Source organism: Kushneria avicenniae, from assembly GCF_900112585.1.
Lineage (GTDB): Bacteria > Pseudomonadota > Gammaproteobacteria > Pseudomonadales > Halomonadaceae > Kushneria > Kushneria avicenniae.
Genome location: NZ_FOLY01000005.1, coordinates 323,797 through 346,538 on the forward strand (window position 1 = coordinate 323,797; position 22,742 = coordinate 346,538).

The 22,742-nt window shown below is 62.2% G+C and carries 18 protein-coding genes; 5 read left to right on the plus strand and 13 right to left on the minus strand.

The window, feature by feature from the left end:
- Window position 1: 1 nt before the first annotated feature.
- Window positions 2-1,423, minus strand: coding sequence for a xanthine dehydrogenase small subunit (gene xdhA, locus BM079_RS13130; protein WP_090134843.1), 1,422 nt, complete (start codon window positions 1,421-1,423; stop codon window positions 2-4).
- 183 nt (window positions 1,424-1,606) lie between these two features.
- Here xdhA and BM079_RS13135 point away from each other — a divergent pair, with 183 nt between their 5' ends.
- Window positions 1,607-2,287: a TetR family transcriptional regulator C-terminal domain-containing protein gene (locus BM079_RS13135; RefSeq protein ID WP_090134845.1), complete on the plus strand. Its 681-nt coding sequence runs from the start codon at window positions 1,607-1,609 to the stop codon at window positions 2,285-2,287.
- 1 nt (window position 2,288) lies between these two features.
- Here the strand turns inward: BM079_RS13135 and hpxO are convergent, their stop codons facing one another.
- Window positions 2,289-3,461, minus strand: a complete 1,173-nt coding sequence (gene hpxO, locus BM079_RS13140) for an FAD-dependent urate hydroxylase HpxO (RefSeq protein ID WP_090134847.1) — start codon at window positions 3,459-3,461, stop codon at window positions 2,289-2,291.
- A 328-nt stretch (window positions 3,462-3,789) separates the two neighbouring features.
- On the opposite strand from hpxO, the gene BM079_RS13145 reads away from it, so the two are divergent.
- A complete protein-coding gene (locus BM079_RS13145; RefSeq protein ID WP_090135043.1) occupies window positions 3,790-5,187 on the plus strand; it encodes a uracil-xanthine permease family protein in 1,398 nt (465 codons plus the stop codon).
- A gap of 35 nt (window positions 5,188-5,222) precedes the next feature.
- Here the strand turns inward: BM079_RS13145 and BM079_RS13150 are convergent, their stop codons facing one another.
- The 6 genes from BM079_RS13150 to BM079_RS13175 form a co-directional block, all read right to left on the minus strand.
- Entirely contained in the window at window positions 5,223-6,455 is a 1,233-nt protein-coding gene (locus tag BM079_RS13150; protein WP_090134849.1) for an EAL and HDOD domain-containing protein, read from the minus strand.
- Between the two features lie 161 nt (window positions 6,456-6,616).
- Window positions 6,617-7,255: a glutathione S-transferase family protein gene (locus BM079_RS13155; protein ID WP_090134851.1), complete on the minus strand. Its 639-nt coding sequence runs from the start codon at window positions 7,253-7,255 to the stop codon at window positions 6,617-6,619.
- Between the two features lie 153 nt (window positions 7,256-7,408).
- The gene (locus tag BM079_RS13160) at window positions 7,409-9,775 is read right to left on the minus strand and encodes an FdhF/YdeP family oxidoreductase (RefSeq protein WP_090134853.1); all 2,367 of its coding nucleotides are present in this window, start codon (window positions 9,773-9,775) and stop codon (window positions 7,409-7,411) included.
- A 209-nt stretch (window positions 9,776-9,984) separates the two neighbouring features.
- Window positions 9,985-11,541, minus strand: coding sequence for a DHA2 family efflux MFS transporter permease subunit (locus BM079_RS13165; RefSeq protein ID WP_090134855.1), 1,557 nt, complete (start codon window positions 11,539-11,541; stop codon window positions 9,985-9,987).
- Window positions 11,538-12,776, minus strand: a complete 1,239-nt coding sequence (locus tag BM079_RS13170) for an HlyD family efflux transporter periplasmic adaptor subunit (protein ID WP_090134857.1) — start codon at window positions 12,774-12,776, stop codon at window positions 11,538-11,540. The genes BM079_RS13165 and BM079_RS13170 overlap by 4 nt, the downstream gene beginning before the upstream one ends.
- Complete coding sequence (locus tag BM079_RS13175; RefSeq protein ID WP_175489698.1) at window positions 12,766-14,292, minus strand: efflux transporter outer membrane subunit; 1,527 nt, start codon at window positions 14,290-14,292, stop codon at window positions 12,766-12,768. The genes BM079_RS13170 and BM079_RS13175 overlap by 11 nt, the downstream gene beginning before the upstream one ends.
- Window positions 14,293-14,457: 165 nt before the next feature.
- Here BM079_RS13175 and BM079_RS13180 point away from each other — a divergent pair, with 165 nt between their 5' ends.
- From BM079_RS13180 to BM079_RS13190, 3 genes are read left to right on the plus strand one after another with little or no spacing between them, the layout of a single operon-like run.
- The gene (locus BM079_RS13180) at window positions 14,458-15,021 is read left to right on the plus strand and encodes a cytochrome b (RefSeq protein WP_090134860.1); all 564 of its coding nucleotides are present in this window, start codon (window positions 14,458-14,460) and stop codon (window positions 15,019-15,021) included.
- Window positions 15,022-15,075: 54 nt separating this feature from the next.
- Window positions 15,076-15,966: a methyltransferase domain-containing protein gene (locus BM079_RS13185; protein WP_090134862.1), complete on the plus strand. Its 891-nt coding sequence runs from the start codon at window positions 15,076-15,078 to the stop codon at window positions 15,964-15,966.
- A gap of 6 nt (window positions 15,967-15,972) precedes the next feature.
- Window positions 15,973-17,316 carry an APC family permease gene (locus BM079_RS13190; protein WP_175489699.1) on the plus strand — a complete coding sequence of 448 codons (1,344 nt, stop codon included), beginning with the start codon at window positions 15,973-15,975 and terminating at the stop codon, window positions 17,314-17,316.
- A gap of 36 nt (window positions 17,317-17,352) precedes the next feature.
- On the opposite strand, the gene BM079_RS13195 is transcribed toward BM079_RS13190, so the two are convergent.
- From BM079_RS13195 to BM079_RS13215, 5 genes are all read right to left on the minus strand, one after another.
- Window positions 17,353-18,453 carry an ion transporter gene (locus tag BM079_RS13195; RefSeq protein ID WP_245743042.1) on the minus strand — a complete coding sequence of 367 codons (1,101 nt, stop codon included), beginning with the start codon at window positions 18,451-18,453 and terminating at the stop codon, window positions 17,353-17,355.
- A 105-nt stretch (window positions 18,454-18,558) separates the two neighbouring features.
- Window positions 18,559-19,371: an ammonia-dependent NAD(+) synthetase gene (gene nadE, locus BM079_RS13200; RefSeq protein ID WP_090134864.1), complete on the minus strand. Its 813-nt coding sequence runs from the start codon at window positions 19,369-19,371 to the stop codon at window positions 18,559-18,561.
- Window positions 19,372-19,652: 281 nt separating this feature from the next.
- Window positions 19,653-20,432 (minus strand): DeoR/GlpR family DNA-binding transcription regulator, encoded by a 780-nt coding sequence (locus BM079_RS13205; protein WP_090134866.1) that lies wholly within the window; start codon window positions 20,430-20,432, stop codon window positions 19,653-19,655.
- 178 nt (window positions 20,433-20,610) lie between these two features.
- The gene (locus BM079_RS13210; RefSeq protein WP_090134868.1) at window positions 20,611-21,789 is read right to left on the minus strand and encodes a sialidase family protein; all 1,179 of its coding nucleotides are present in this window, start codon (window positions 21,787-21,789) and stop codon (window positions 20,611-20,613) included.
- A gap of 15 nt (window positions 21,790-21,804) precedes the next feature.
- Window positions 21,805-22,713: an NAD(P)-dependent oxidoreductase gene (locus tag BM079_RS13215; protein WP_090134870.1), complete on the minus strand. Its 909-nt coding sequence runs from the start codon at window positions 22,711-22,713 to the stop codon at window positions 21,805-21,807.
- Between the last annotated feature and the right edge of the window lie 29 nt (window positions 22,714-22,742).

A 22,742-nucleotide genomic window follows, 5' to 3' on the forward strand; every position in this document is an offset into this window, starting at 1 on the left:
GTCAGATCTCCTCCAGGGTCATGGGGATGGCATCGTGTCGACTCGTGAGCCGGTAACGAGCGCGGGCCAGCAGGCCGGCCATGGCCGCGAGGCGATAGTCACGACTGGCACGGACATCATCAATTGGCGAGAAGTCCTCGGCGATGGCCTTGCAGGCATTGGCCAGAACGTCGCCATCGAAGACCCGTCCCTCAAGTGCCGCCTCGGCATGGCGCGCCCGCTGCGAGGTCGCTGCCATGCCGCCGCACGCCACCCGGACATTATTGAGCCGCCCGTCATGGCCGGTCACGGCGCGCAGGGCCAGCATCACGGCAGAGATATCATCATCACGGCGCTTGCTGACCTTCCAGGCCAGCAGCTGCTCGCCGTCACGCAGGCGGGGCAGATAGATGGCGTCCAGATATTCACCTTCGGCCAGCGCGGTACACCGGTAGCCGGTAAAGAAGTCATCGATTGGCAGCTCGCGCATGCCCTGAGCACCGTTGAGGCGCAGCCGGGCGCCGAGCGCCATGAGAACCGGCGGTGTATCGCCGATGGGCGAGGCGTTGGCGAGGTTGCCGGCCAGGGTGGCGCGATATCGAATCTGCAGCGAACCGAGCCGTTCCAGCAGGGCATGAAAGGCGGGGTAATGATCGGCCAGCAGCGGGGCCAGTCGGTGATAGGTGACACCGGCACCAATCCACCAGCCGTCGGCCTGTTCATCAATGTGCCTCAGTTCGCCGATGGCTGACAGGTCAATCAGCTCCGGCAACGGCTTGAGCGCGAGGGTGTGTTCGAGCATTAGATCAGTGCCGCCGGCAATCAGGCGGGCCTGCGGGTGCTGCGTCAATATCTCGATCAGCGCGTGGCGATTTTCGGGACGATGGAAACCACCGGCCATGGCAGTTTCCGGCAGCTCGGCCGGGTCATCCATGACCGGACAGGGCAGGGTATGCATGGCCCGGGCCGCGTCGCGAATGGCGCGATAACCGGTACAGCGACAGAGGTTGCCGCCGAGTGTCGCATCGATGGTGTCATCGTCCGGCGGGCCGTTCATCCCCCGTCGACGGCGATCATGATCCAGACAGAACAGTGACATGACGATGCCCGGCGTGCAGAAGCCGCACTGGCTGCCGTGATGGTCGACCAGGGCCTGCTGTACCGGATGAAGGTGCTCTCCCCGGGGCAGCCCCTCCACGGTCAGAACGTGGCACCCGTGCAGTTGATGAGCGGGCAGAATACAGGCGTTGGCACTGTGATAGTGCAGATCGCCGCTGTCATGTCGCGTGCCGATGGCAATGGTGCAGGCGCCACAGTCACCGGAAGCACAGCCTTCCTTGGTGCCGCAGGCGCCGAGATGCCCGCGCAGCAGCGACAGCGCCGTGGTGTCGGCAGGCAGATGATTCAGGCAGTGACGCTGTCCGTTCAGGGTCAGGGTAAGCATTGTGGAGCCTCCATGGTATCCGCTGATCATTACCATGCAATTTTCTGACCAACTGTTCAGGAAATTGTCACCCCTGTCGATTCGACCCATGGCCAGGCGTGAGGCACTATCGCGCTGTTGAACGAAGACATCACGCTGTTGAACGAGGACAACGGGGCTTCAGGAGATCTCAAAGGGGCGAGGATGGCCATCAGGCGCCAGTCAGGCAATGCTTCACAAATATCCGCAGCGGGCACCGTTCGGGCCCGCAATCAGGCGCGAATCCTGGATGCAGCCGAAGCGGTTTTCGCAGCGCATGGCTACCGCGGCGGTAGCCTGAGTGCCATTGCACAAACGGCCGGTCTGGCGCGCGCCAACCTGCTGTATTATTTCAAGAGCAAACACGGGCTCTATGTGGCGCTGCTGGAGCGCACCATGACGCGCTGGAACGACCTGCTCGAGAAGATTGATGTCGACGATGAGCCGGCGCAGGTGCTGAGTGCTTTCATACGGGCCAAGCTGTCGCTGGTGCGGCAGTATCCGCAGGCGTCGCGTCTGTTTGCAGGAGAGGTGCTGCAGGGGGCGCCGATGCTGCAGGACTATCTGCGCGGTCCGCTGCGTGAGTGGGTGGATGCACGGGCCGCCATTCTTTCAGGCTGGATCGAGCGCGGGCAGCTGGATGCCCGCATCGATCCGCATGCGCTGATCTTTCTGATCTGGTCGACGACCCAGCACTACGCCGACTACGAGGCGCAGGTGCTGGCACTGACCGGCCGCGAGAGTCTGACGGACGCTGACGAACAGCGCATTGGTGATTTTCTCTGTCACATGGTGCTCGCCGGCTGTGGCCTCACCGATCCCGGATCGCCCGGCAGCGGCGCCTGAGTCAGGCCAGCGGCCCTCCGTCGATGGTTTTCTGCATGCCGGCCATGATATGACGGCCGTCCTCGCGGGCCAGTTCCCGGTACCACCGGTCGGTGGCGGCAGGGTCGTGACCATGCGTCATCTCAGCGCGCTTGCGCGCGCGCAGAATGATGTCACCAACGCGATCCACGCGGGCGCGGTCATAGGCTTCAAGGGCCTCTGGCAGATCGCGGTATTCGCTCAGGGCCTTCGCCAGTACCCAGGCATCCTCCATGGCCTGACAGCCTCCCTGGCCCAGATCGGGCGCCATGGCGTGAGCCGCATCGCCCAGCAGGGCCACTCGTTCTGCGACCAATGAATCGAGCGGGTCGATATCGTGAATCGGCACCCGCGCCATCAGGGCCGGGTCGAGCCGCTCGATCAGGCGCGTCACTTCGGGCGCCCAGCCGGAAAAATGATGGCGCAGCTCGGTCCTGTAATCCCCCCTGTCATCCAGCGCCTCAAGGGGCAGCGGTACATCAAAAAAGCAGTAGAACTCGGGCTGATGATCGGCATTGCCGCCGTTGCCCATCGGCATCAGCGAGACGCGCTGATGATGACCGATGTATTGATCCCAGTGATCCAGCGGGGCGAGGTCGGTATGTGCCGGAACGCGAACGTTCCAGTTCACGTAGCCACAGTAGCGCCGCTGGATGGCCTTGCCCGCCACCCGGTCGCGAAGTTTCGAATGAGTTCCGTCGGCGATGATCAGCAGATCGGCGCGGCGCGTCCGAGCGTTGTCGAAATGCACCGTCACGCCCTGGGCGTCGGTCTGAAAATCGAGGCACTGCTCGCCGAGGTGGACATGTTCGCGCCCGACGGCCTCCAGCAGCAGGCGCTGAAGCTCGCTACGAGCGATCGGACAGGCCGGCTGGCCAACGGCGTCATGGAGCGGCGTCAGACTGAACCCGGTCAGCAGCGCGCCGTCATGGCTGAAATAGCGCATCGCCTGCATGTTGCCGCTGGCCTGCTCGATGGCGGAACCAAGCCCCAGTTGCTGAAGGACTCTGGCGCCGTTGGACCAGATCGACAGGGCCGCACCGGCCGGACGCAGCTCCCGGACCCGATCGTGTACGCTGACACGGTGGCCCTGTAACTGCAGGGCGAGTGCGGCGGTCAGGCCGCCCATGCCGGCCCCGATGATGACGATATTCATGGCATTACCCGCTGTTATTGTTGGAAGGTACTGTGTTGGAAGGTCATCGGGACAAATCCGCCCCTGTGACGCTTTTAGACTAACGTGGGGCGGGCGCTTTGGAAACGATCTCGATAGACAGGGGGGCAAGCACGTTTTCGAAGAAGAAAGCGCATTAATGGTGCATCGATGCGCCATGATGGCGCAGCATTGAGATCGGGACAGCGAGTTGACGTCGTGGGGAGGGCGCCCGGTATCGGCGGGAGCTGACCAATCGGTCAGTTTCTGGAGCATCTGGCCGGACTCTTGCATGAAGATCGGCCTCATTGCTTTCAGGAGTGAACCGGCCATGTCGCAATCCACGGGAAAGACTTCTCCACCGGACGAGCTGATTCATGCGCTCGAGGACCGGCCGGCGCCGGGGCCGGCGCTTCTGGCCGCTGTCCAGCATGTGCTGGCATGCTTTGTAGCCATCGTGACCCCGACACTGGTGATTGCCGGTATTCTCGGGCTTGATCAGCAGTTGCCCTATCTGCTCAGCATGGGGCTGATGGTGTCGGGCGTGGGCACCTTCCTGCAGGCCCGAAAGCCGCTGGGTATCGGGGCCGGCATGATCTGCGTTCAGGGCACCAGCTTCTCCTTTCTGGGGGCGATTACGGCCGCCGGAATGCTGGTGAAGTCCCGCGGTGGCAGCCCGGACGACATGCTGGCCATGATCTTCGGGCTGTGCTTTTTCGGCGCGTTTGTCGAAATTTTCCTGAGCCGGTTTCTTCATCAACTGCGCCGAATCTTTACGCCCCTGGTGACGGGGATCGTCATCACCATCATTGGCATGAGCCTGATTCCGGTCGGCATGACAAGTCTGGGCGGCGGTGAGGGTGTCGATAATTTCGGCAACCCCGGCTATCTGGGCATCGGGGCTCTGACGCTTTTGATCATTGTGATTCTCGGTCATGCCCGAAACGCCTGGCTGAGGCTTTCGGCCATCGCCATTGCGCTGGTCATCGGTACGCTGGTGGCCTGGCTGACCGGTCTGGCCGGCTTTACGGCAATCAATGAACAGCCTTTGATCAGCCTGCCCATTCCGTTTCGCTATGGCTTTGATTTCGAGTGGTCGGTGTTTTTGCCCATCGCCATGATCTATCTGATTACCGCGATCGAGTCGGTCGGAGATCTGACCGCCAACTGTCTGATCTCGCACCAGCCTATCGAGGGGCCGCGCTATCTCGAACGCATCAGCGGTGGCGTGCTGGGTGACGGCGTCAATTCGATGCTGGCGGCGGTATTCAATACCTTTCCCAACACGACCTTTTCCCAGAACAATGGCGTGATCCAGCTCAGCGGGGTGGCGAGTCGCCACGTGGGCCAGTACGTGGGCGGCATCCTGCTCATTCTGGGGCTTTTCCCCATGCTGGGCGCCATACTGTCGCAGATTCCCCAGCCGGTACTGGGTGGCGCCCTTTTGATGATGTTCGGCAGTGTGGCCGCCGCCGGCATCCGTATTCTGGCGCGAGTGACGCTGAACCGGCGCAGTCTGACCATCATGGCGGTGTCCTTCGGCATCGGCCTGGGGGTGGCGAGTCATCCTGACCTGTTCGAGCAGCTTCCGGAAATGGTGTCGCTTCTGCTGGGGTCCTCCATCAGCGCCGGCGGTCTGGTGGCCATCGTCCTGAATCTGCTGCTGCCGGAGCACGCGACGCGTGAGCCGGTCAGGGCGAGGGCGGAAACCGAGCACTCCTCGCCCTGAGCGCGCGGCGTGCCGGGGGGCAGAATGGGGTGCTTTCAGATGCCCTGATTGGTACGGGCCAGCGCCTGCTGATAGGCGCCGGCGATGCTCTCCGGAGACAGGCCCAGCCGGGCCAGTTGCGTCCAGTCCACCTTTTGCCATTCAGCCCTTTGATAGTCGATGGCCGTTTGAAGGATCAGGCCCAGGGGGCCGGTGCGATGGATCAGGGCCGCCTCGATCTCGGGATGGACCGGAATCTGCGCCAGAATGTCTACCAGCGGCTGATCCATGAAGCTGTCCAGGCAGGAGAAGAGCCCGACAGTAAAGCCCATTTCACTGGTCTGGCCGGGAAGCTGATGCGCCATGTTGTGACAGAAATGTCCCAGCATCATGGCCAGCTCCTGCAGGGCGTGTGGCTTGTCGTCAAAGCGTGACAGCACCAGAAGGCTGGCCAGACTTCGAATGCGGGACAGTCCCAGGGTCATGACGGCACCGTGCAGCGAGGTGACCGGGCGACTTTGCTCCATGAAGGCGGCGTTGGCCATGCGAAGCAGACGAACGCTGAGAAAGGGGTCGTGCTGTACGGTCTCGGCCATGTCGCGCATGGAAATTTCCGTCGCGTTGAGTTCGGCCAGAAGTTTCAGGGTATTGAGACGGTTGACCGGCATGACCCGCCCGTAGACCGGTTCGGGGCGGGCCAGAAAGTAGCCCTGAAAGAGCGTACAGCCGGCTTCCATGGCGATGCGGTAGTCTTCCTTCGTTTCGATCTTTTCGGCCAGCAGCTGAAGGTGGGGGGAGCGTGCCTTCAGCGCCATGATGGTGGTAGCGAGCGATTCGCTGGTATAGACGGGGTAGTCGAGCTTGACGATGTCGACGAAGGGCAGCAGCGGGTGGCCGGCATCCGCCAGGCTGTAGTCATCCAGGGCCATGATGTGCCCTTCATCACGCAGGCGCGTCAGCGCTTCGATCACCTCGGGCGTATCGGTAACATCCTCGAGAATTTCGATGATCAGGGCGCGCGAATCAAAGGGAATGTCTCTGATCAGGCTCTCTTTCGTGAAGTTGACGTAAGCCGGACGATTGTCACAGACCTCGTTGATATCGGACGCGGTAAAGGCGTTGATCAGGACCTGGCTGGTGGCGCGATTACCGTCAAAATCGGCCGCCACGATCGGGCCGCCGCCATAGGGACGAAACAGCAGCTCGTAGCCGGCCAGCTCCAGCTGACGGTCATAGATGGGCTGGCGGGCAAACAAAACGCCGGCGCTATCGTTGAAAGTGTCGCTCATGGTGTCCTGAAGATCTTCAAAATAGCGCAGGCGCCGCAGCCATGAATAACAGTGTCGCTCGTGCCTTCACTAGCATTTGTCAACGGTGGCTTTTATACCATTATCGTCCGGCATCGCCATGGCTTGAGCATGGAAGTCCTGAAATATTGAATGTTTTGAAGTCATTGCGTGATTGAGGCGGCGGTATTTTCATCCGGAACGTCCTGCATCGAGACAAAGCCGGGGATCTCCTCGATGCGCCCGCACCAGTGCACGACGTGCGGCCAGTCCAGCAGCAGCAGGCCGGCCTGATCGGCAATGTGGGTGTGGGCAAACAGTGCCACGTCGGCCAGTGTCAGCGACTCCCCGGCCAGGAAGGGCTGCATGCTCAGCGTCTGCTCCATGATGTCCAGCGCCTGCCGCGCGCTCTCCTGACGGGCCACCAGCTCCTCGAGACGTTCACTCGGGTCGCCCTGATACCAGTGAATCAGGCGGGCTACCGACAGCGATGGCTCGTGACGATGTTGCTCGAAAAACATCCACTGCAGCATGCGGGCCCGATCAAAATCATCATCGGGCACCAGAGCACTGTCGCGGGCCAGGTAATAGAGAATGGCGTTGGATTCCACCAGCGTGCGACCGTCATGAAGTTCCAGCATGGGGATGCGGCGGGCGGGGTTGCGGGTGGCGAAGTTGTCGCTGAGCGTCTCACCGGTCAGAAAGTCGACATCAAACCAGCGGTGGGCAATCTCCAGCAGTGCCAGGGTGAGTCTGACCTTGTAGCAGTTGCCCGAGCGGTAGTCGCCGTAGACGGTCATCATGGCATCGTCTCCGTGAACGGTTGGCACATGAGAAAGATGCAGACATTGTGGCACAAGCCTGCATCGCCATCCTTAAACCAGTAACGCTGTCTCATGTGACAGGGCCCTGCCGACTGATGACAGCGCCCCGCAGGATCACGAATCGGCAAATCCTCAGGCGGTGGCAAGCAGTCCGGTCTGCTGCTCGACCTGTTCGGTGCTCATCAGATGAATGGTCACCGGCACCGACTTGGCGGCAATGGTGTTGCTCCGCTCGTCGCGATTGGCGATCGGGATCAGGCCGTTGGTTTCCGGATAGTAGGCCGCCGCGCAGCCTTCGGGCACGTCATAGGGCATGACGCGAAAGCCCGAAGCATGTCGCTTGATGCCATCCTCGGCCACGGCGCGAAACTCGATCAGATTGCCCTCTTCAAGACCAAGACGTTTGATATCGGCCGGGTTCATCATCACCACCATGCGCGTGCCATAGACATCGCGATAGCGATCATCGAGCGAATAGACCGTGGTGTTGAACTGATCATGACCGCGGGTGGTGATCAGCTGGAAGTAATCGGCCTTCGGCGTGGTCATGCTCGAATCCAGCGTCTGGCCCGGGAAGAGGAAGTTGGCGCGACCGCTGTCGGTCTCCCAGACCCGTTCGCGCGCAGCGTTATACAGATGAAAGCCGCCGGGCTCACCGACCCGGGCGTTATAGTCCCTGAACATCTCCGGAAAGACCGCCTCGATGCGATCGCGAATGCGTGAGTAGTCTTCGCTGAGCCACTCCCAGTCGACCTTCGTGTGCGGCGGCAGGGTCGCCCGGGCGATGCCGGCGATGATCGCCACCTCGGACCTGAGGTGTGTCGAGGCCGGTTCGAGCTGACCGGTCGAGCCGTTGACGTTGCTCATGCCATCCTCGAGCGTCACGGTCTGCAGGACGCCAGCCTGAATGTCCTTCTCGGTGCGCGCCAGACACGGCAGGATAAAGGCCTTTTTGCCGTGAATCAGATGGCTGCGGTTGAGTTTGGTCGAGATCTGGACGGTCATTTTCAGCTTGTTGAGTGTCTGCTCGGCCACGCGATCGATATCGGGAATGGCGCGGAAAAAGTTGCCGCCAAGACCGATGAAAGCGTCCACACCGCCATTCATGATCGACTCGCAGCACTGGGCGACGTCATCACCGTGCCGGCGCGGCGAATGAATATCGAACACCTTGTCGAGCTGGCTTAAAAACTGCTCGGTGGGCTTTTGATAGATACCGACAGTGCGATCACCCTGCACGTTGGAGTGGCCGCGCACCGGGCAGGCTCCGGCCCCGCGTCGGCCGATGTTGCCACGCAGCAGCAGCAGGTTGACGATCTGCTGAACACCGTCGCCGCCATGCTTTTGCTGGGTAATGCCCATGCCCCAGCAGCAGATGACGCGCTCGGAGGTCATGTAGACCTCGGCGGCCTGCTCGATGGCCGCTCGCGTCAATCCCGAGTGGCGCTCGATGCGATCCCAGTCCAGCGCACGGCAGTGATCGGCGTAGGCGTCAAAGCCGTGGGTGTGGGCTTCAATGAACTCGTGATCAAGTACGCGTCTGTCGCCGTTGCGGCGCGCCCGGTCATCGGCTTCGATGACCACCTTGCACATGCCCTGAATGGCGGCAATGTCACCGCCGATGCGGACCTGATGATACTGCGAGCTGATGGTGGTGCCGGCGGGTTTGAGCATGTCCTTCGGGCTCTGCGGGTCGGCAAAGCGTACCAGCGCTTTTTCCCTCAGCGGGTTGAAGGTCACCACGGCGCCGCCGCGATTTACCAGTTCGTGCAGGTTGCCCATCATGCGCGGGCTATTGGTACCGGTGTTCTGACCGAAGATGAAGACGGCATCGGTGTGATCAAAGTCATCCAGCGTGGTCGTGGCCTTGCCTACGCCCAGGCTGCCGGGCAGCGAGACCGTCGTGGTCTCATGGCACATGTTGGAGCAGTCGGGAAAATTGTTGATGCCATACATCCGGCCGAAGAGCTGAAACATGAAGGCCGATTCGTTGGGGGCATGGCCCGAGGTGTAGAGCTGAACGCGCCAGCGGTCCTCGTAGCTTCGAAGCTCTTCGCCGATCTCGTTGAAGGCGTCTTCCCAGCTGATGGCCTCGTACTTGTCCGTGCCGATGTTATAGCGCATCGGATGGGTCAGGCGCCCCTGGCTTTCCAGCTCGTGATCGCTCCAGCCCGAGAGCTCGGTGACGGTGTGCTGTTCGAAAAAGGCCGGATGCACGCGCTTGCGGGTCGCCTCCCAGGCCACCGCCTTGGCGCCGTTTTCACAGAATTCGGCCATGGCCGGTCTGACCGGGTCGGGCCAGGCACAGCTGGGGCACTTGAAGCCGGTGTGCTTGTTCATCGACAGCATCAACCGGTTGCCGACAAAGGGCACCTGCTGGCGGAACATGTGTTCCTGGACGGCTTTCAGGGCCAGCCAGCCGCCACCGGGCGAGGTGCCCTCGTCCTGACTGCCGTAAACCCGGTCGTTGCTCTCGTGTGCGGTGTGCTTTTTCACCATGATGGCCTCCATGCCAATACGGTTAAAAGATGACAGAGGGTGCTGACGATGTCGTGACCGCCGACAGGCGTGGCGAGATGCATCGAGCCGGCGGTGGCTGTCGGACGGGACTGACGGGGGGTGTCAACACCAGAAACGGTTAACCCTCATCAGTCTGGTACAAAAGCTGAATTTTTGCTTAATAACATTCGGGGTGGCGCCTGATGGACTCAGTGCATTGGGCCGCCGGAGGGGAAGGGCGGGCGCGCCAGCCAGATCAGGCCGATGGTAATGACAAAGATGATGCCAAAGAGCCAGAGCACATCATTGAACGCCATGGTCGCAGCCTGGGTATTGACGACCTCGTTGAGCGTGGCATAAGCGCGCTGATCCTGTAGCCCCAGCGTGCCCAGTTGATCCATATAGTGTTCGGTGGCGGGACTGCCGGGCACCACCGACTCGCTCAGGCGCGCATGGTGATAGATGCTGCGATGGTCATAAAGGGTGACCGAGACCGCCGTGGAGATGCTGGTGGCCAGCGTTCGGCAGAAGTTGGAAAGCCCCGAGGCGTCCGCGATCTGATCATCACTGAGACCGGCAAAGATGATCTGGTTGATGGGCACGAAAAAGAACGCCACCCCCGCGCCCATGACAAACCGCGGCATGGCCAGCTCACCGAAGGCGATCTGGTTGTTGAGCCCCGCCGCCCAGAATGAGGTGAAGGCAAAGACGGCAAAGCCGAAGGTGACCAGAATGCGCAGATCAAAATGGCTCTGGAACCGCCCCACCAGCGGCGACATGAACAGTGCCAGCACGCCGATGGGCGCGACGGCAAGGCCTGCCCATGTCGCGTTGTAACCCATGACCTGTTGTACCCAGTTGGGCGTGATGACGGTGTTGCCAAAGAAGGCGAACATGCCCAGCGACAGGCACAGCGTGCCGATGGCGAAGTTGCGTTGACCGAACAGGCGCAGATTGACGACCGGACGGCGATGCATCAACACCCAGGCCACCAGAAAGGTGATGCCGACCAGCGCCACGATGCCCAGCGTCAGGATCATGGGGGAGGCAAACCAGTCATGATCGTTGCCGTTGTCGAGCATGAACTGCAGCGCACCGACGCCAACGATCAAAAGTCCCAGCCCGACAACGTCCACCGGTACCCGGGTGGTTTTCGATTCGCGCCCGCGCAGCAGCCACAGGCTGAGCACCAGCGACAGAATGCCGACCGGAATGTTGATGTAAAAGATCCACGGCCAGGAGTAGTTGTCGGTCAGCCAGCCGCCCAGAATCGGCCCGCAGATGGGGGCCACTACCACCGTCATTGCCCATAGCCCGATGGCCATGCTGCGCTTCTCGGCCGGATAGTTCTTCAAAAGCAGCGTCTGGGTCAGCGGCACCAGCGGCCCGGAAACCGCGCCCTGAAGTAGACGACAGATCACCAGCATGATCATGCTGTGGGCCAGCCCGCACAGCGCCGAAAACACGATAAACAGCGAAATGGAAGTACAGAACAGGCGCACCTCGCCAAAGCGACGTGCCAGCCAGCCGGTCAGGGGCTGGGCGATGGCGCTGGACAGTGCGTAGGCGCTGATCGCCCAGGTGCCCTCGCTGGTGCTGACGCCCATATCGCCGGCGATGGTGTGTACCGACACGTTGACGATGGAGATGTCCAGCACCTCCATGAAGGTGGCCAGGCCCATCGCCAGTGTCAGCAGTACCAGTTTGATGCCGCGCAGGGGCGCCATTGTCTCCTGATCATTGGGTGCGGCGGCCGCTTCGGTCATGGGGCAGCGCTGTCGTCGGCGTCGAGCAGATCGCCGGCGTTGTCGCGAATGATGGCCATGGCGGCGTCATCGGCCTGCTGCTGACGCGCGTCAAACACCGCAGTGTGCTGAGGCTCACGAACGCCGGGCGTCTGCGCCAGCATGGGGCCGTCAACCCCGGTATCAAGCTCAATGCGGGTATAGGTGGAAAGCCCGACGCGCAGCGGATGCTGATCGATATGGTCGTCATCCAGTGTGATACGCACCGGCACGCGCTGTACCACCTTGATCCAGTTGCCGGTGGCATTCTGGGCCGGCAGCAGGGAGAACGCCGCGCCGGTGCCGGCCGACAGCCCGGCCACATGGCCGTGATAGACCACATCATCGCCGTAGAAATCGGTGGTGACGGTGGCCGGCTGCCCGATGCGCACCCGCCCCAGCTGGGTCTCCTTGAAGTTGGCCTCGACCCACAGATCGTGCAGCGGCACGATCGTCAGAAGCGGCTGACCGGCCTGTACGCTCTGGCCCAGCTGTACCTGGCGACTGGCCACATAGCCATCCACCGGCGAGATGACCTGCGTTCTGCGCTGGGCCAGCCAGGCGTTGCGATAGGCGGCACGCGCCTGAAGAACGCCCGGATCATGCCACAGGTCGTTGCCGTCGATCAGAGCGTGGGCCGCGCGCGCCTGTGCCCGGGCCTGCTCGAGCTGTGCCTGTGCGGCATTGTACTGGCGCCGGGCGCTGTCGACCTCTTCCTTTGAAGCGGCACGCTGTGCCAGCAGCGGTCGGCGGCGCTGATATTCGTCGCGGGCGCGCTCGAACTGCGCGCGCGCCGTGACCACGGCCGCATCCAGCTGTACGGCCTGGGCGCGCTGCTGACGATAGCGGCGCACGGCCTGCGCCAGCTGTCCGGCGGCCTGATCCAGTGCGTTGCGGGTGTCGCTGTCATCGAGTTCAAGCAGCACCTCGCCGCGTTTGACCGGCTCGGTATTCTCGGTGTTGATCGCGGTGACGGTGGCGTTGATCTGCGCGGACACATTGACCTGGTCACCCTGCACATAGGCGTCGTCGGTGATGACCCGGGTGCTGAGCACCAGCGCGTTCAGCAGATACCAGCCGACCCCGGCCAGTATGAATACCAGCGCGATGACCAGCAGGATGATGTTGCGCTTTTTACGCGAGACCGGAGCTTCCTGCCCGTCATTGTCATCAGACTGCGGGTCGGGATCGTTGCTGTGGTCGGTGTCATGAACCATCGGTGGTACTTTCCGTCGTCAGATAGCGCGCATCACGTTCGGGCGCGCGCCCATGATAGCCCCCGCCCAGGGCATGGATCAGCTGGATTCGGGTATCCAGCAGTTCGCCCTCGAGCGCCAGACGGTTCATGCGTTCGCGGACAAGACCCTGCTGCGCCTCGATCAGCGAACGCGGGTCCTCGACGCCGCGGGCGTCACGCTCGCGGGCCAGTTCAAGACGGTGCTGATAGCTTTCAAGCGCCTGCGACTGCGCCCTGCGCTGCGCCTCGATGCGTTCCATGGTCACACTCTGCTGCGCCACCTCGTGAGCGGCATCCACCACGCGCTGGTTGTAATCGGCAATGGCACTGCCAAGCTGCGCACGGCTGGCGTTGTAGCGCGCATCGAGCCGGCCGCCTTCGAAGATGGGCAGCGTCACGGCCGGGCCGAATGAGGCTGCCCCAATGTCCTCGTTGCGTCCGCTGCCCAGCGGATGCACCCGCAAAAAACCGGCCAGCGCCGACAGGCTGACGTTGGGGTAGTAATCCGCACGAGCCTGATCGATGTCGCGCATGCCGGCCTCGACCTGCCAGCGACTCGCCATGATGTCCGGGCGCCGGGCGATCAGCTCGAGTCCGGCATCCTGAGGCAGGGTGGTGTCCAGCTCGGGCAGCGCTCGCGCGGTCAGGCCCTCGAGCTGATCCGGTGAAACGCCCATCAGGGCGGCGAGCTGCACCTGATCCAGTCGGGCGGCACCTTCCAGCTGAGCGCGCTGCTGCTCAAGGTTGGCGACCTGCTCGTGGGCCTGGTCCAGCCGGGCGGGATTTTCGATGTCACGCTCGACGCGCAGGGCGGTGATGCGCACGCTGTCGCGCGCGGCGCTCAGCAGGGTGTCCAGATTCGACAGCTGGGCCTGGCGCAGCTGCCAGTCCATGTAGGCTCGGGTAATGCCGGCCTGCAGGGCGCTGGCGGCGGCAGCCTGCTCGAGTCTTGCGGCGTGGCGCTGATCAAGCGCGGCCTCGATGGCGGCGCGTTTTTTGCCCCACCAATCCAGATCCCAGCCAAACGACAGCGAGGCCAGCCCCACGTTGCTGCGCTGGCTGTTGCCGGCGCTGCCGGCTTCAAATCCCGGCAGGCCGAGTGCGGGGTACTCAAGGTCGGTATGGCTGTAGCTCTGATTGGCCCGGACACTGCCCTCGAGCTGCGCGCGCGTCTCCGCCTGCCGGCCTTCCAGCTGGCGGGAGGCCGTCTCGAAACGGGCACGGGCCCTGTCCAGCGACGGCGCCTCGCGCATGGCGCGCTCGATCAGGGCATTGAGCTGCGGGTCATTGAACTCGTGCCACCATCGGGCGTCCGGCCATTGGCCCGGGCTCTTTTGATCGTGTGCAAGGCCGGCCAGAGGGGCGTGTTCGCGCAGGGGCAGCTCGGCCGGCGCCATGGCGGGGGCCCCGCAGGCGCTCAGCAGCACGCAGGTCACGATCAGGCCGGACAGGGCCGCGACAGGACGTCGTGGAGAAACAACCGAAAACTGATGCATTACGCTCCCGAGAAAATGGCAGGCAGGCGCCATGGTAATACACATTCGCAGTGCCGGGGTGGGAGAGGTTGGCGCCGTCGTTTTTCAGCACCAGACAAGCCCGCTGCACTACTGTAGGCCTGACTGTCGCGCGTGTCGCGTGGACCTCGTTTCAAGGAGCCTTTCGTGCCTTCCATCGCCTGGCGGGATACTCGTGAATATTATGGGCGGATCAGCCGCCTTTTTCACTGGCTGATGGCGGCACTGCTGCTGTGGCAGTTTGCCGGCATGATCGCGGCCAATCTGGTCGGTCGTGCGCCCTGGGTCTCTTTCATGGTGGGCACCCACAAGAGCATCGGGTTTGTGCTGATGCTGCTGGTCGCCCTGCGCTCGACGTGGGGACTCTACAACCTCTCCAACCGCCCGCCCCATGACCGGGGCGCCGAGACGCTGGTCGCCTTCGGACAGCTGCTTTTATATCTACTGATGATTCTGGTGCCGCTGCTGGGGCTGATCATGAACTGGGCCTCCGGCAAGCCGCTGGAAGTCTTTGACGCCCGCCTCATGAGTGGCGGACGTGAAATGCCGGGGCTGGCGGAGCTGACAGCCCAGTGGCATGTCTGGATGGCCTGGACGCTGGGCGTGCTGATTGCCGGCCATGTGCTGCTGGCTGTGGTCTGGCATGGCCTGATTCGCCGGGACAATACGCTCGAGAAGATGGTAACCCGTCCGGATCAAACCGGACGTTGAAGCAGTTGCATTACGTACGTTCCTTTCAACGAATAATCAGGGAGTCCGTAAGTCATGTCCTTCAAGTCCTTTATCCCGTATCAACGCCGCAGCGTTCACGCCGTCATCGTCACCGGCGTTCTGGTGACCACGCTGGGGCTGGTCTCGATTGCCCACGCTGATCCGCAGGCGGCCGATAATGTCGAAGTGGCCTCCAGCATCGAGCTGGATGTGCCCTATGTCCCCACACCTGAACCGGTGGTGGAAGGCATGATGGAAATGGGCGCGGTCAGCGAAGGGAACCGCGTGATCGATCTGGGCTCCGGTGACGGGCGCATCGCCATCGCGGCGGCGAAGCTGGGCGCGCAGGTACTGGGCGTGGACATTGACCCCGAGCGCATCCGCGAGGCGGACGAGAACGCCGAACGTGAAGGCGTGACCGACCGGGTCGAATTTCGTCAGGAGGATCTGTTCGATACGCCCATCGCCGATGCTGACGTGCTGACGCTCTATTTGTTGCCGACCATCAACCAGCAGCTGCGCCCGAAGATCCTGACCGACATGGCGCCGGGATCGCGCGTGGTGTCCCACGCCTTTGACATGGGGAACTGGGCCAGCGACGAACGACGCACCATTGCCGGGCGTACCGTCTATCTCTGGCACGTGCCGGCCCGGATCGAGGGGGAGTGGCAGTTGATGCAGGGCGACACGCTCGTCAACCTGACGCTGTCGCAGCGCTATCAGGAAGTGCGGGGCGTCGCGCAGCGCGATGGACAGGCCATGACCGTGGGCAATGCCCGACTGCTGGGGGACAGGATCGCCTTTACCCTGGCCGACGGTGAGCATTACCAGCGCTTTTACGGTCGGGTCGATCAGGACCGTATCCAGGGCGTCGAGCCGGTCGAGGCGCTGGCAGGTCCCGGAGAACCGGTGGAAGCGGACTGGCAGGCCGAGCGTGAGTCCTGATCGCTCATGAGCACGAACGCCGTGACCGGCGTGCGTCGCTATCTGGGCGTTCCCGATGGGATCGCCATCATGATGGGCGTGGTGATCGGGGTGGGAATCTTTCGTACCCCGCCGCTGGTGGCCGGCCATGTCGACAGCAGCTGGGCCTTTCTGGGGGTGTGGCTGGCCGGTGGTGCCGTGATGCTGATAGGGGCACTGTGCTACGCCGAGCTGGCCTCACGCTATCCTGACGCCGGCGGCGAGTACCATTTTCTCTCCCGCGCGCTGGGCCAGCGCGTGGCCATTCTGTTTGGCTGGGCGCGCGGTACGGTCATTCAGACCGGCGGTATCGCCGCCGTGGCGTTCGTATTCGGCGACTACGCCAGCACGCTCCTTCCGCTTGGCGAACACGGCCCGGCCCTCTATGCCGGTGCCGCCATTATCGTCTTTACGCTGATCAACGTGGCCGGCACCCATCAGGGGCGAATGGTACAGCGTCTGTTTACCCTGCTGACCGTGGCGCTGATGCTGGGCGTGATCGTGCTGGGGCTTGGCAGCATGGAGAGTCAGACCCTGTCGCATTGCAGCAGCGCTCCGATGGGCGAGGGCGTCTCGGCGCTGGGCATGGCGATGGTGTTTGTTCTGATCACCTATGGCGGCTGGAACGAGGCGGCCTATCTGTCCGCTGACATGCGCTCGCCTCGCCATGACATGGCCAGCGTGCTGGTGGTGGGCTCTATACTGCTGATCGTGCTGTATACCCTGATCAACCTGAGCTATCTGGGCGTGCTGGGTCTTGAAGGCCTTCGAAACAGTGACGCCGTGGCATCACACATGATGCAGGTCATCCTGGGCGATACCGGGGCGACGGTCATGACGTTGATCGTCATTGCGGCGACGCTTTCAACGCTCAATGCAACGCTGTTTACCGGCGCGCGTGTCTACTATGCGCTGGGTCGTGATCTGCCGCCTCTGAAACGACTGGGCATGTGGAGCCAGCGCGGTGATAATCCGTCCAACGCGCTGGTGGTGCAGGGCATTCTGTCGATGGTGCTGGTGGCGCTGGGCGATCTGCATCGCGATGGCTTCGAGGCCATGGTGGACTATACGGCACCAGTCTTCTGGGGCTTTCTGCTGCTGATCGGCCTGTCGCTGCTGGTGCTGCGCCAAAGGGAAGGCGCCAGCGGCGACCGGGTATTTCGTGTGCCGCTCTATCCGCTGATCCCCGTCCTGTTCTGTCTGACCTGTGCGGGGCTGGTGTATTCCAGCCTTCTCAACGCCGGCATCGGAGGTGTCATCGGCGTTGCGATCGTGGCGCTTGGCATACCGCTTTTATACTGGCGACGCCGTGAGGCCACGACCGCGACGTAGCGCTGCCATGGCGCATCGCCGCAGTCATCGAGGGCGCTAGTGATAGCGCTCCTTCCAGCGCTGCACCTTCACCTCGCTTTTGAGCACATCCAGCACCTCGACCAGTACCTGTTCAAGCGCCTGATAGTCGCTGGCGCTTTGAGGCACGCTGCGATCAATGGTGCGATTGGCCAGCTCCTCGATCAGCGAGCGAAAATCCGGGGAACGAATGCCGATCACGGCTTCCCGGATCAGACGGCTGGTGACATCGGCCATGGCCTCATCCATGGCTTCCACCACCTGGGCGCCCATCGGCAGGCGCTGAAGGCTGCGAATGGTCGGGTTTTCCGTTACGGCGCGATGGATCAGGCCGCTGACCCAGGCGTTGATATCATCACGGTGGTGGGCATAGCTTTCGCCCAGCACTCGCTGAACGCGATGCGACACATCATCGATGAGCTGCTGCTTGCGGGGGAGCAGAACCTCGTCGGTCACGCGGCGGGAAATATTGCCCTTGGACAGAAAGCCTTCCTGAACATCCGTCAGCATCCGCACAATGACGCGGTCGGAGATTTCTTCGAGAACGATCTCGTAATACTTGTAGAAAAACCGATAGATGCCCCAGGTGCGAATATCGATCAGGCGTGTACGCTGCAGCCGCATCAGAAGCCCGATGACACGCAGAACACGCAGCAGGCGCAGGCCGCCGACCGGAATGCAGCCGAGCACGTCGTACCAGTGGACGAACGGATAGAAAAACCAGCGGTGGTAGCGCCGGTCCCAGATGGCACATGCCCAGCCGCCCAGTACATCAAGCACGAAAACGGCGACGAACCAGAGATCGATGGTCTCGAAATTGTCGTGCAGCCAGGCGCCGCCCTGCTCAAGAGACGGTGAAATGGCGCCCAGCATGGCGCGAAACGGGCCGGTCAGATACAGCGTATCGAAGAGAATCAGCAGGAGACTGATCGACACCAGTACCATGATGACCAGATCCCAGGCGAGATAGAACCGCTCCAGCCAGAGCGGAATATCCCTTCGGGGCGCGTGCTTGTCCTCTTCAGGAGCATCCCCGCGGGGTTGATCGGCCCAGCTGTTGGCCGGTGGGTAGCGATCGCTGTGATGGCGATCGTCCGTTGAGGAATCCTCTTGATGCATGTGCGCCTCCTTGCGTGAGAGGCTATCTCAGATGCTTGAGCGCTCCGCGTCAAGTCACGGGCGCTCAAACATCCGGCAGCATCCGGGTTCTGGAATCGACAGGGCTTACGGTGCGCGCGGTAGTTCACGCTTGTGGGCGGTGCGGTCATAGGTTCTGATGATGCGCTCGGCCGCCTCGCGATCGATCTCTCTGCCTTCCAGAAAGTCATCAATCTGATCGTAGGTCACGCCCAGCGCCTCTTCATCGGTGCGACCCGGCGAGAGGGTTTCCAGGTCTGCGGTCGGCACCTTGTTGACCAGTGCCTCAGGCCCGTCAAGAACGCTGAGCATCGCACGGACCTGACGTTTGGCAAGACCGGCCAGCGGTGTGATATCGCAGGCGCCATCCCCGTGTTTGGTGAAAAAGCCCATGACCGCTTCGGCCCCGTGATCGGTGCCGACCACCAGGCCGTTGTGCCGGCCGGCGACCGCATACTGCGCGATCATGCGGGCGCGTGCCTTGATATTGCCCTGTACGAAATCGCGCTGATATTCGTCATTGAAGGCAAGGCCGGCCTGCTCGAGGCTCGCCAGCATGCCGTCTGCCGAAGGCTTGACGTTCACATCCAGCTGTTCATCGGCTCGAATATAGTTGATGGCGGCCTGGGCATCGTCCTCGTCGTGCTGCTCACCGTAGGGCAGACGCATGGCATAAAAGGTGGCATCGCCGCCCTGCTCACGGATGCGCTCCGCGGCAAGCTGGCACAGGCGTCCGGTGGTGGTGGAGTCCACACCACCGCTGATCCCCAGCACCAGAGCCCGCGTGCCGCTCTCTTTCAGCTGTCTGATAATGAAGTCGATACGTCGTTCAACTTCCCGTTGGGCATCAAAATTCCGGTCGATACCAAGGGCATCAATAATCTGCTGCTGGGTAGTCATGGGCGATCGATATCCTGCGTGCAGTGAATGGGGGTTACCGACAGCGTAGCCAGAAATCGATATCGATAAAATTCCGGTCATGTGGCAACCGCGTTGCGTTAACACTGGTCATGATAATACTGGCACGTTAAAGCGCATGGAATGTTGCTACCGGGTATGGGGTGCTGTGACCACGACAGGGGGGCTGGAATGCCGTGGGCCTTCGAGTCAGGGGCAGGGGAATGCGCTTTCAACGTCAATGTCGCGCCGGCGGCTTCCGGAAGAAGCACGTGGCGGCAGCGTTACGCTTGCTCGCTGGGTAATGAATGGGGAGACAGTACGTGAACGTTGTGCTGTCGGAAGGCGGCCAGCATCCGTTCGTCGCGGGCATCGGTGATCAGCGTCCATTCGGCCGGGAGCGGCGTCCAGTGCTGCTGGCTGGTGCGGCCCAGCTTGGTGTGATCGGCCATGACATAGCACCTGGCGCTGCGACTGATCATCAGTTCCTTGAGCCATGCCTGCTCAGGACTCGCCTCACAGAGCCCCAGATCGGCGGTGACGCCATCGGCGCTCATGAAAACACGGTCAACCGACAGCCGTGTCAGCATGGCCTGGGCGGCAGGCCCCATGGTGGTCATGCTGGACATGCGCATTTCGCCGCCCAGTAGTGTGACCCGGCCCTCGGGCAGCCGCTCCAGCGCCGAGAGCGCGGCCAGATTGTTGGTGATGACGTGCAGCCCCTGCCGGCGATGCAGCACCTCGGCCAGTGCGGCCGTGGTCGTGCCCCCATCCAGCAGCAGCGTATCGTGATCCCTGATCTGTTCGAGCGCCATTGCGGCCAGCTGCGCCTTGATCCCTTCATGGCACGACTGGCGCTGGGCCAGGGTGAGTTCCGGTTCGCGGATGCCGATGTGGGCGGCACCACCATAAGTACGCACGATCAGGCCCTGTTCGGCCAGCGCCCCCAGATCACGTCTGACAGTGGCTTCCGAGACGGCAAAGTGAGCACAAAGGGTTTCTACATCGGTCAGACCGGACAACACAGCATCCAGCATGGCCTGACGGCGTCGGGCAACTTTCATTATCGATCTCTTGTGGTCGATCTCTCGTCAGTATGGGCATCGCTTGTCGTCATTGTCACATATCCGCAGGGTCCCGGCTGATGTCATGATCAGTGAGAGAAGCGATGCGCGCGCCAGACGTCTGGAGCGATAGAGAAAGCCTGAGTGCCGACCGATAGTCTGGTCGGCACCTCATGTGTCAGGAATGGATCGGTTCGAAATGCGCAGGCAGTCGTGTGTACTGAATGCACTGCCGGAATCGTGTGAAGGCAATGTGCAATGCGCCATCTGCCCCCTGCACGATAGTGGGATAGGAGTATTCGCGGTTTGCCCGGCTGGCGGAGTCATTGGTCATGCAGTAGCCATCGCCGGTCTCCAGATCCAGTCTCAAGGGCCAGTGTTCGCCGCCATCCCGGGAGATGGCCAGTGTCATCGGCGCCCGCGGCACGCCCCAGAAGGCTGATCTGCCGTGTCGGGCGGGCTGATCGATCAGTTCACCGTGGTCCTCGCTGTCCTCGATATCGTCATAGAGCGAGGTGCGTCGTTCGGTGACGCCTTCGGCATTGATGTGGTTGTACACCAGGGCCAGATCACCATTGGCCAGCGCGACACACTGAATGGAAGAGTTGTTGTTGGGCAGTTCGGTAGGCTCCGGCACGCTCCAGTGTCGCCCATCGTCCGAATGGCTTCGGTAGATGTAATCCGCCCAGCGGCTGCGATAGAGGGCCAGCAGTCCGCCCTGTTTAAGGGGCACGATGTTCATGTGAACGCAGCCGGCACTGTCCGGCACTTCGTGTTCCTGCCAGCTTTTGCCTCGATCCGAGGAGACCAGCACGGCGCTGATATCGTCATTGCCGACCCAGCGCTCGCCCGGCTGTTTGCGGCAGTAGAAGACCGGAACGATCCAGTCGCCATTTTCCAGAATGACCGGTGGCTGACGAACAAAGGTACCGCTGCGTTCGAACAGCGACTCGATGGCGCCCCAGCTTCTGCCACCATCATGGGAAATGCGCCGACGCACGATGGCGGTATCCTGATGTCCGGACTGCTGCGCGGTATAAATCAGCCAGAGTTCCTGGTGGCCGGCATCGAACAGGATGGGGTTCTGCTCCGAGCGGGTCGGATCGTCCGAGACCTTTTCGGGCTCGCTCCAGTGCTCGCCGCCCGGTGCGAGCCGCGACAGGTAAATGGAAATGTCGGGGATGCCTTCCTGAGTGCCGCCAAACCAGACGCACAGCAGTTCACCGTCCGGCATGACATGCAGATTGGCGGCGTGATTCTGGACGCAGGGAGAGGGCAGCAGGGCATTGACGCGATCGGGCATGTCGCTGGCCGGACGCAGTTGCCCGTCAAACACGATATCGGTGACGGTACTCATGACGGACTCCAGCAGTCAGTGGTCATTGGTGGCGAAGGATATTTGATGACGGGCGGCCACGATATCGGAAAGCTCCGGCACGAATTTTTCACCGTTTCCCTGTGCCAGCGCGCTGGCGTAAAGATCGCTGACGGCGTGCGCCACCTTGGCATCCACCTCCAGGGCATCGGCCAGAGACGCCACGTAGCGAATGTCCTTGCCGGCGTTGTTGAGCGTGAACCGATGCGCGTCGCGGTCGCGTTCAAGCACATACTGGAAGAAGGTCTGATAGAAACCGCTGTCCATGCGTGAGCCGCGAATCACGCTATCGAAGGTTTCCGGGCTGATGCCGGCTTTGGCGCCGATGGTCAGGGCTTCAGAGAAAATGGCGCCGTAGCTCATGGCCAGAAACTGGTTGAGTAGTTTCATGGTATGGCCTGCACCGGTGGGACCGACATGCAGAATCCTGCCCGACCAGCTTTCGAGTACCGGACGCACGCGTTCAAGCGTTGCGTCGTCTGCCCCGACGATGGCCTGCAGTTCACCCGACTCGGCCTGGGTCGGCGTGCCACCAAGGGCTGCATCGATCAGGGTAATGCCATCCTGCTCGAGGGAGTGCGCCAGACGACGCGTGACGGTGGGCTCGGAGGTCGAGCAGTCGATGATGACCAGCCGCTGTCCCTTTTCCCGAGCACCGGCGCGCAGACCCTCGGGGCCATCAATGACGCTCTCGACGTGCTCTGAAGTGGGCACGCAGATGAACACGATGTCGCACGCTGCTCCCAGTTGTGCGGCGCTGTTGCCGATACTGGCCCCCTTGTCGGCCAGTTTTTCGGCCGATGCCGGGTTGGGATCAAACACCTGCAGGGGAAAGCCTGCCTTCATGATGTTGGTCGCCATGTAGGCGCCCATCAGTCCCAGGCCAACAAATCCGATGCGTTCCATGACGTGACTCCTCTCATTATCCGATGGAA

What these genes read in the sequence shown, in the direction of transcription:
- nadE (WP_090134864.1), bottom strand. Translation starts at nt 19,371, where the DNA reads ATGACTACCCAGCAGCAGATTATTGATGCCCTTGGTATCGACCGGAAT.
- BM079_RS13175 (WP_175489698.1), bottom strand. Translation starts at nt 14,292, where the DNA reads ATGCATCAGTTTTCGGTTGTTTCTCCACGACGTCCTGTCGCGGCCCTG.
- BM079_RS13205 (WP_090134866.1), bottom strand. Translation starts at nt 20,432, where the DNA reads ATGAAAGTTGCCCGACGCCGTCAGGCCATGCTGGATGCTGTGTTGTCC.
- BM079_RS13210 (WP_090134868.1), bottom strand. Translation starts at nt 21,789, where the DNA reads ATGAGTACCGTCACCGATATCGTGTTTGACGGGCAACTGCGTCCGGCC.
- BM079_RS13165 (WP_090134855.1), bottom strand. Translation starts at nt 11,541, where the DNA reads ATGACCGAAGCGGCCGCCGCACCCAATGATCAGGAGACAATGGCGCCC.
- BM079_RS13155 (WP_090134851.1), bottom strand. Translation starts at nt 7,255, where the DNA reads ATGATGACCGTCTACGGCGACTACCGCTCGGGCAACTGCTACAAGGTC.
- BM079_RS13145 (WP_090135043.1), top strand. Translation starts at nt 3,790, where the DNA reads ATGTCGCAATCCACGGGAAAGACTTCTCCACCGGACGAGCTGATTCAT.
- BM079_RS13135 (WP_090134845.1), top strand. Translation starts at nt 1,607, where the DNA reads ATGGCCATCAGGCGCCAGTCAGGCAATGCTTCACAAATATCCGCAGCG.
- BM079_RS13215 (WP_090134870.1), bottom strand. Translation starts at nt 22,713, where the DNA reads ATGGAACGCATCGGATTTGTTGGCCTGGGACTGATGGGCGCCTACATG.
- xdhA (WP_090134843.1), bottom strand. Translation starts at nt 1,423, where the DNA reads ATGCTTACCCTGACCCTGAACGGACAGCGTCACTGCCTGAATCATCTG.
- BM079_RS13185 (WP_090134862.1), top strand. Translation starts at nt 15,076, where the DNA reads ATGTCCTTCAAGTCCTTTATCCCGTATCAACGCCGCAGCGTTCACGCC.
- BM079_RS13150 (WP_090134849.1), bottom strand. Translation starts at nt 6,455, where the DNA reads ATGAGCGACACTTTCAACGATAGCGCCGGCGTTTTGTTTGCCCGCCAG.
- BM079_RS13170 (WP_090134857.1), bottom strand. Translation starts at nt 12,776, where the DNA reads ATGGTTCATGACACCGACCACAGCAACGATCCCGACCCGCAGTCTGAT.
- BM079_RS13160 (WP_090134853.1), bottom strand. Translation starts at nt 9,775, where the DNA reads ATGGTGAAAAAGCACACCGCACACGAGAGCAACGACCGGGTTTACGGC.
- BM079_RS13190 (WP_175489699.1), top strand. Translation starts at nt 15,973, where the DNA reads ATGAGCACGAACGCCGTGACCGGCGTGCGTCGCTATCTGGGCGTTCCC.
- hpxO (WP_090134847.1), bottom strand. Translation starts at nt 3,461, where the DNA reads ATGAATATCGTCATCATCGGGGCCGGCATGGGCGGCCTGACCGCCGCA.
- BM079_RS13195 (WP_245743042.1), bottom strand. Translation starts at nt 18,453, where the DNA reads ATGCATCAAGAGGATTCCTCAACGGACGATCGCCATCACAGCGATCGC.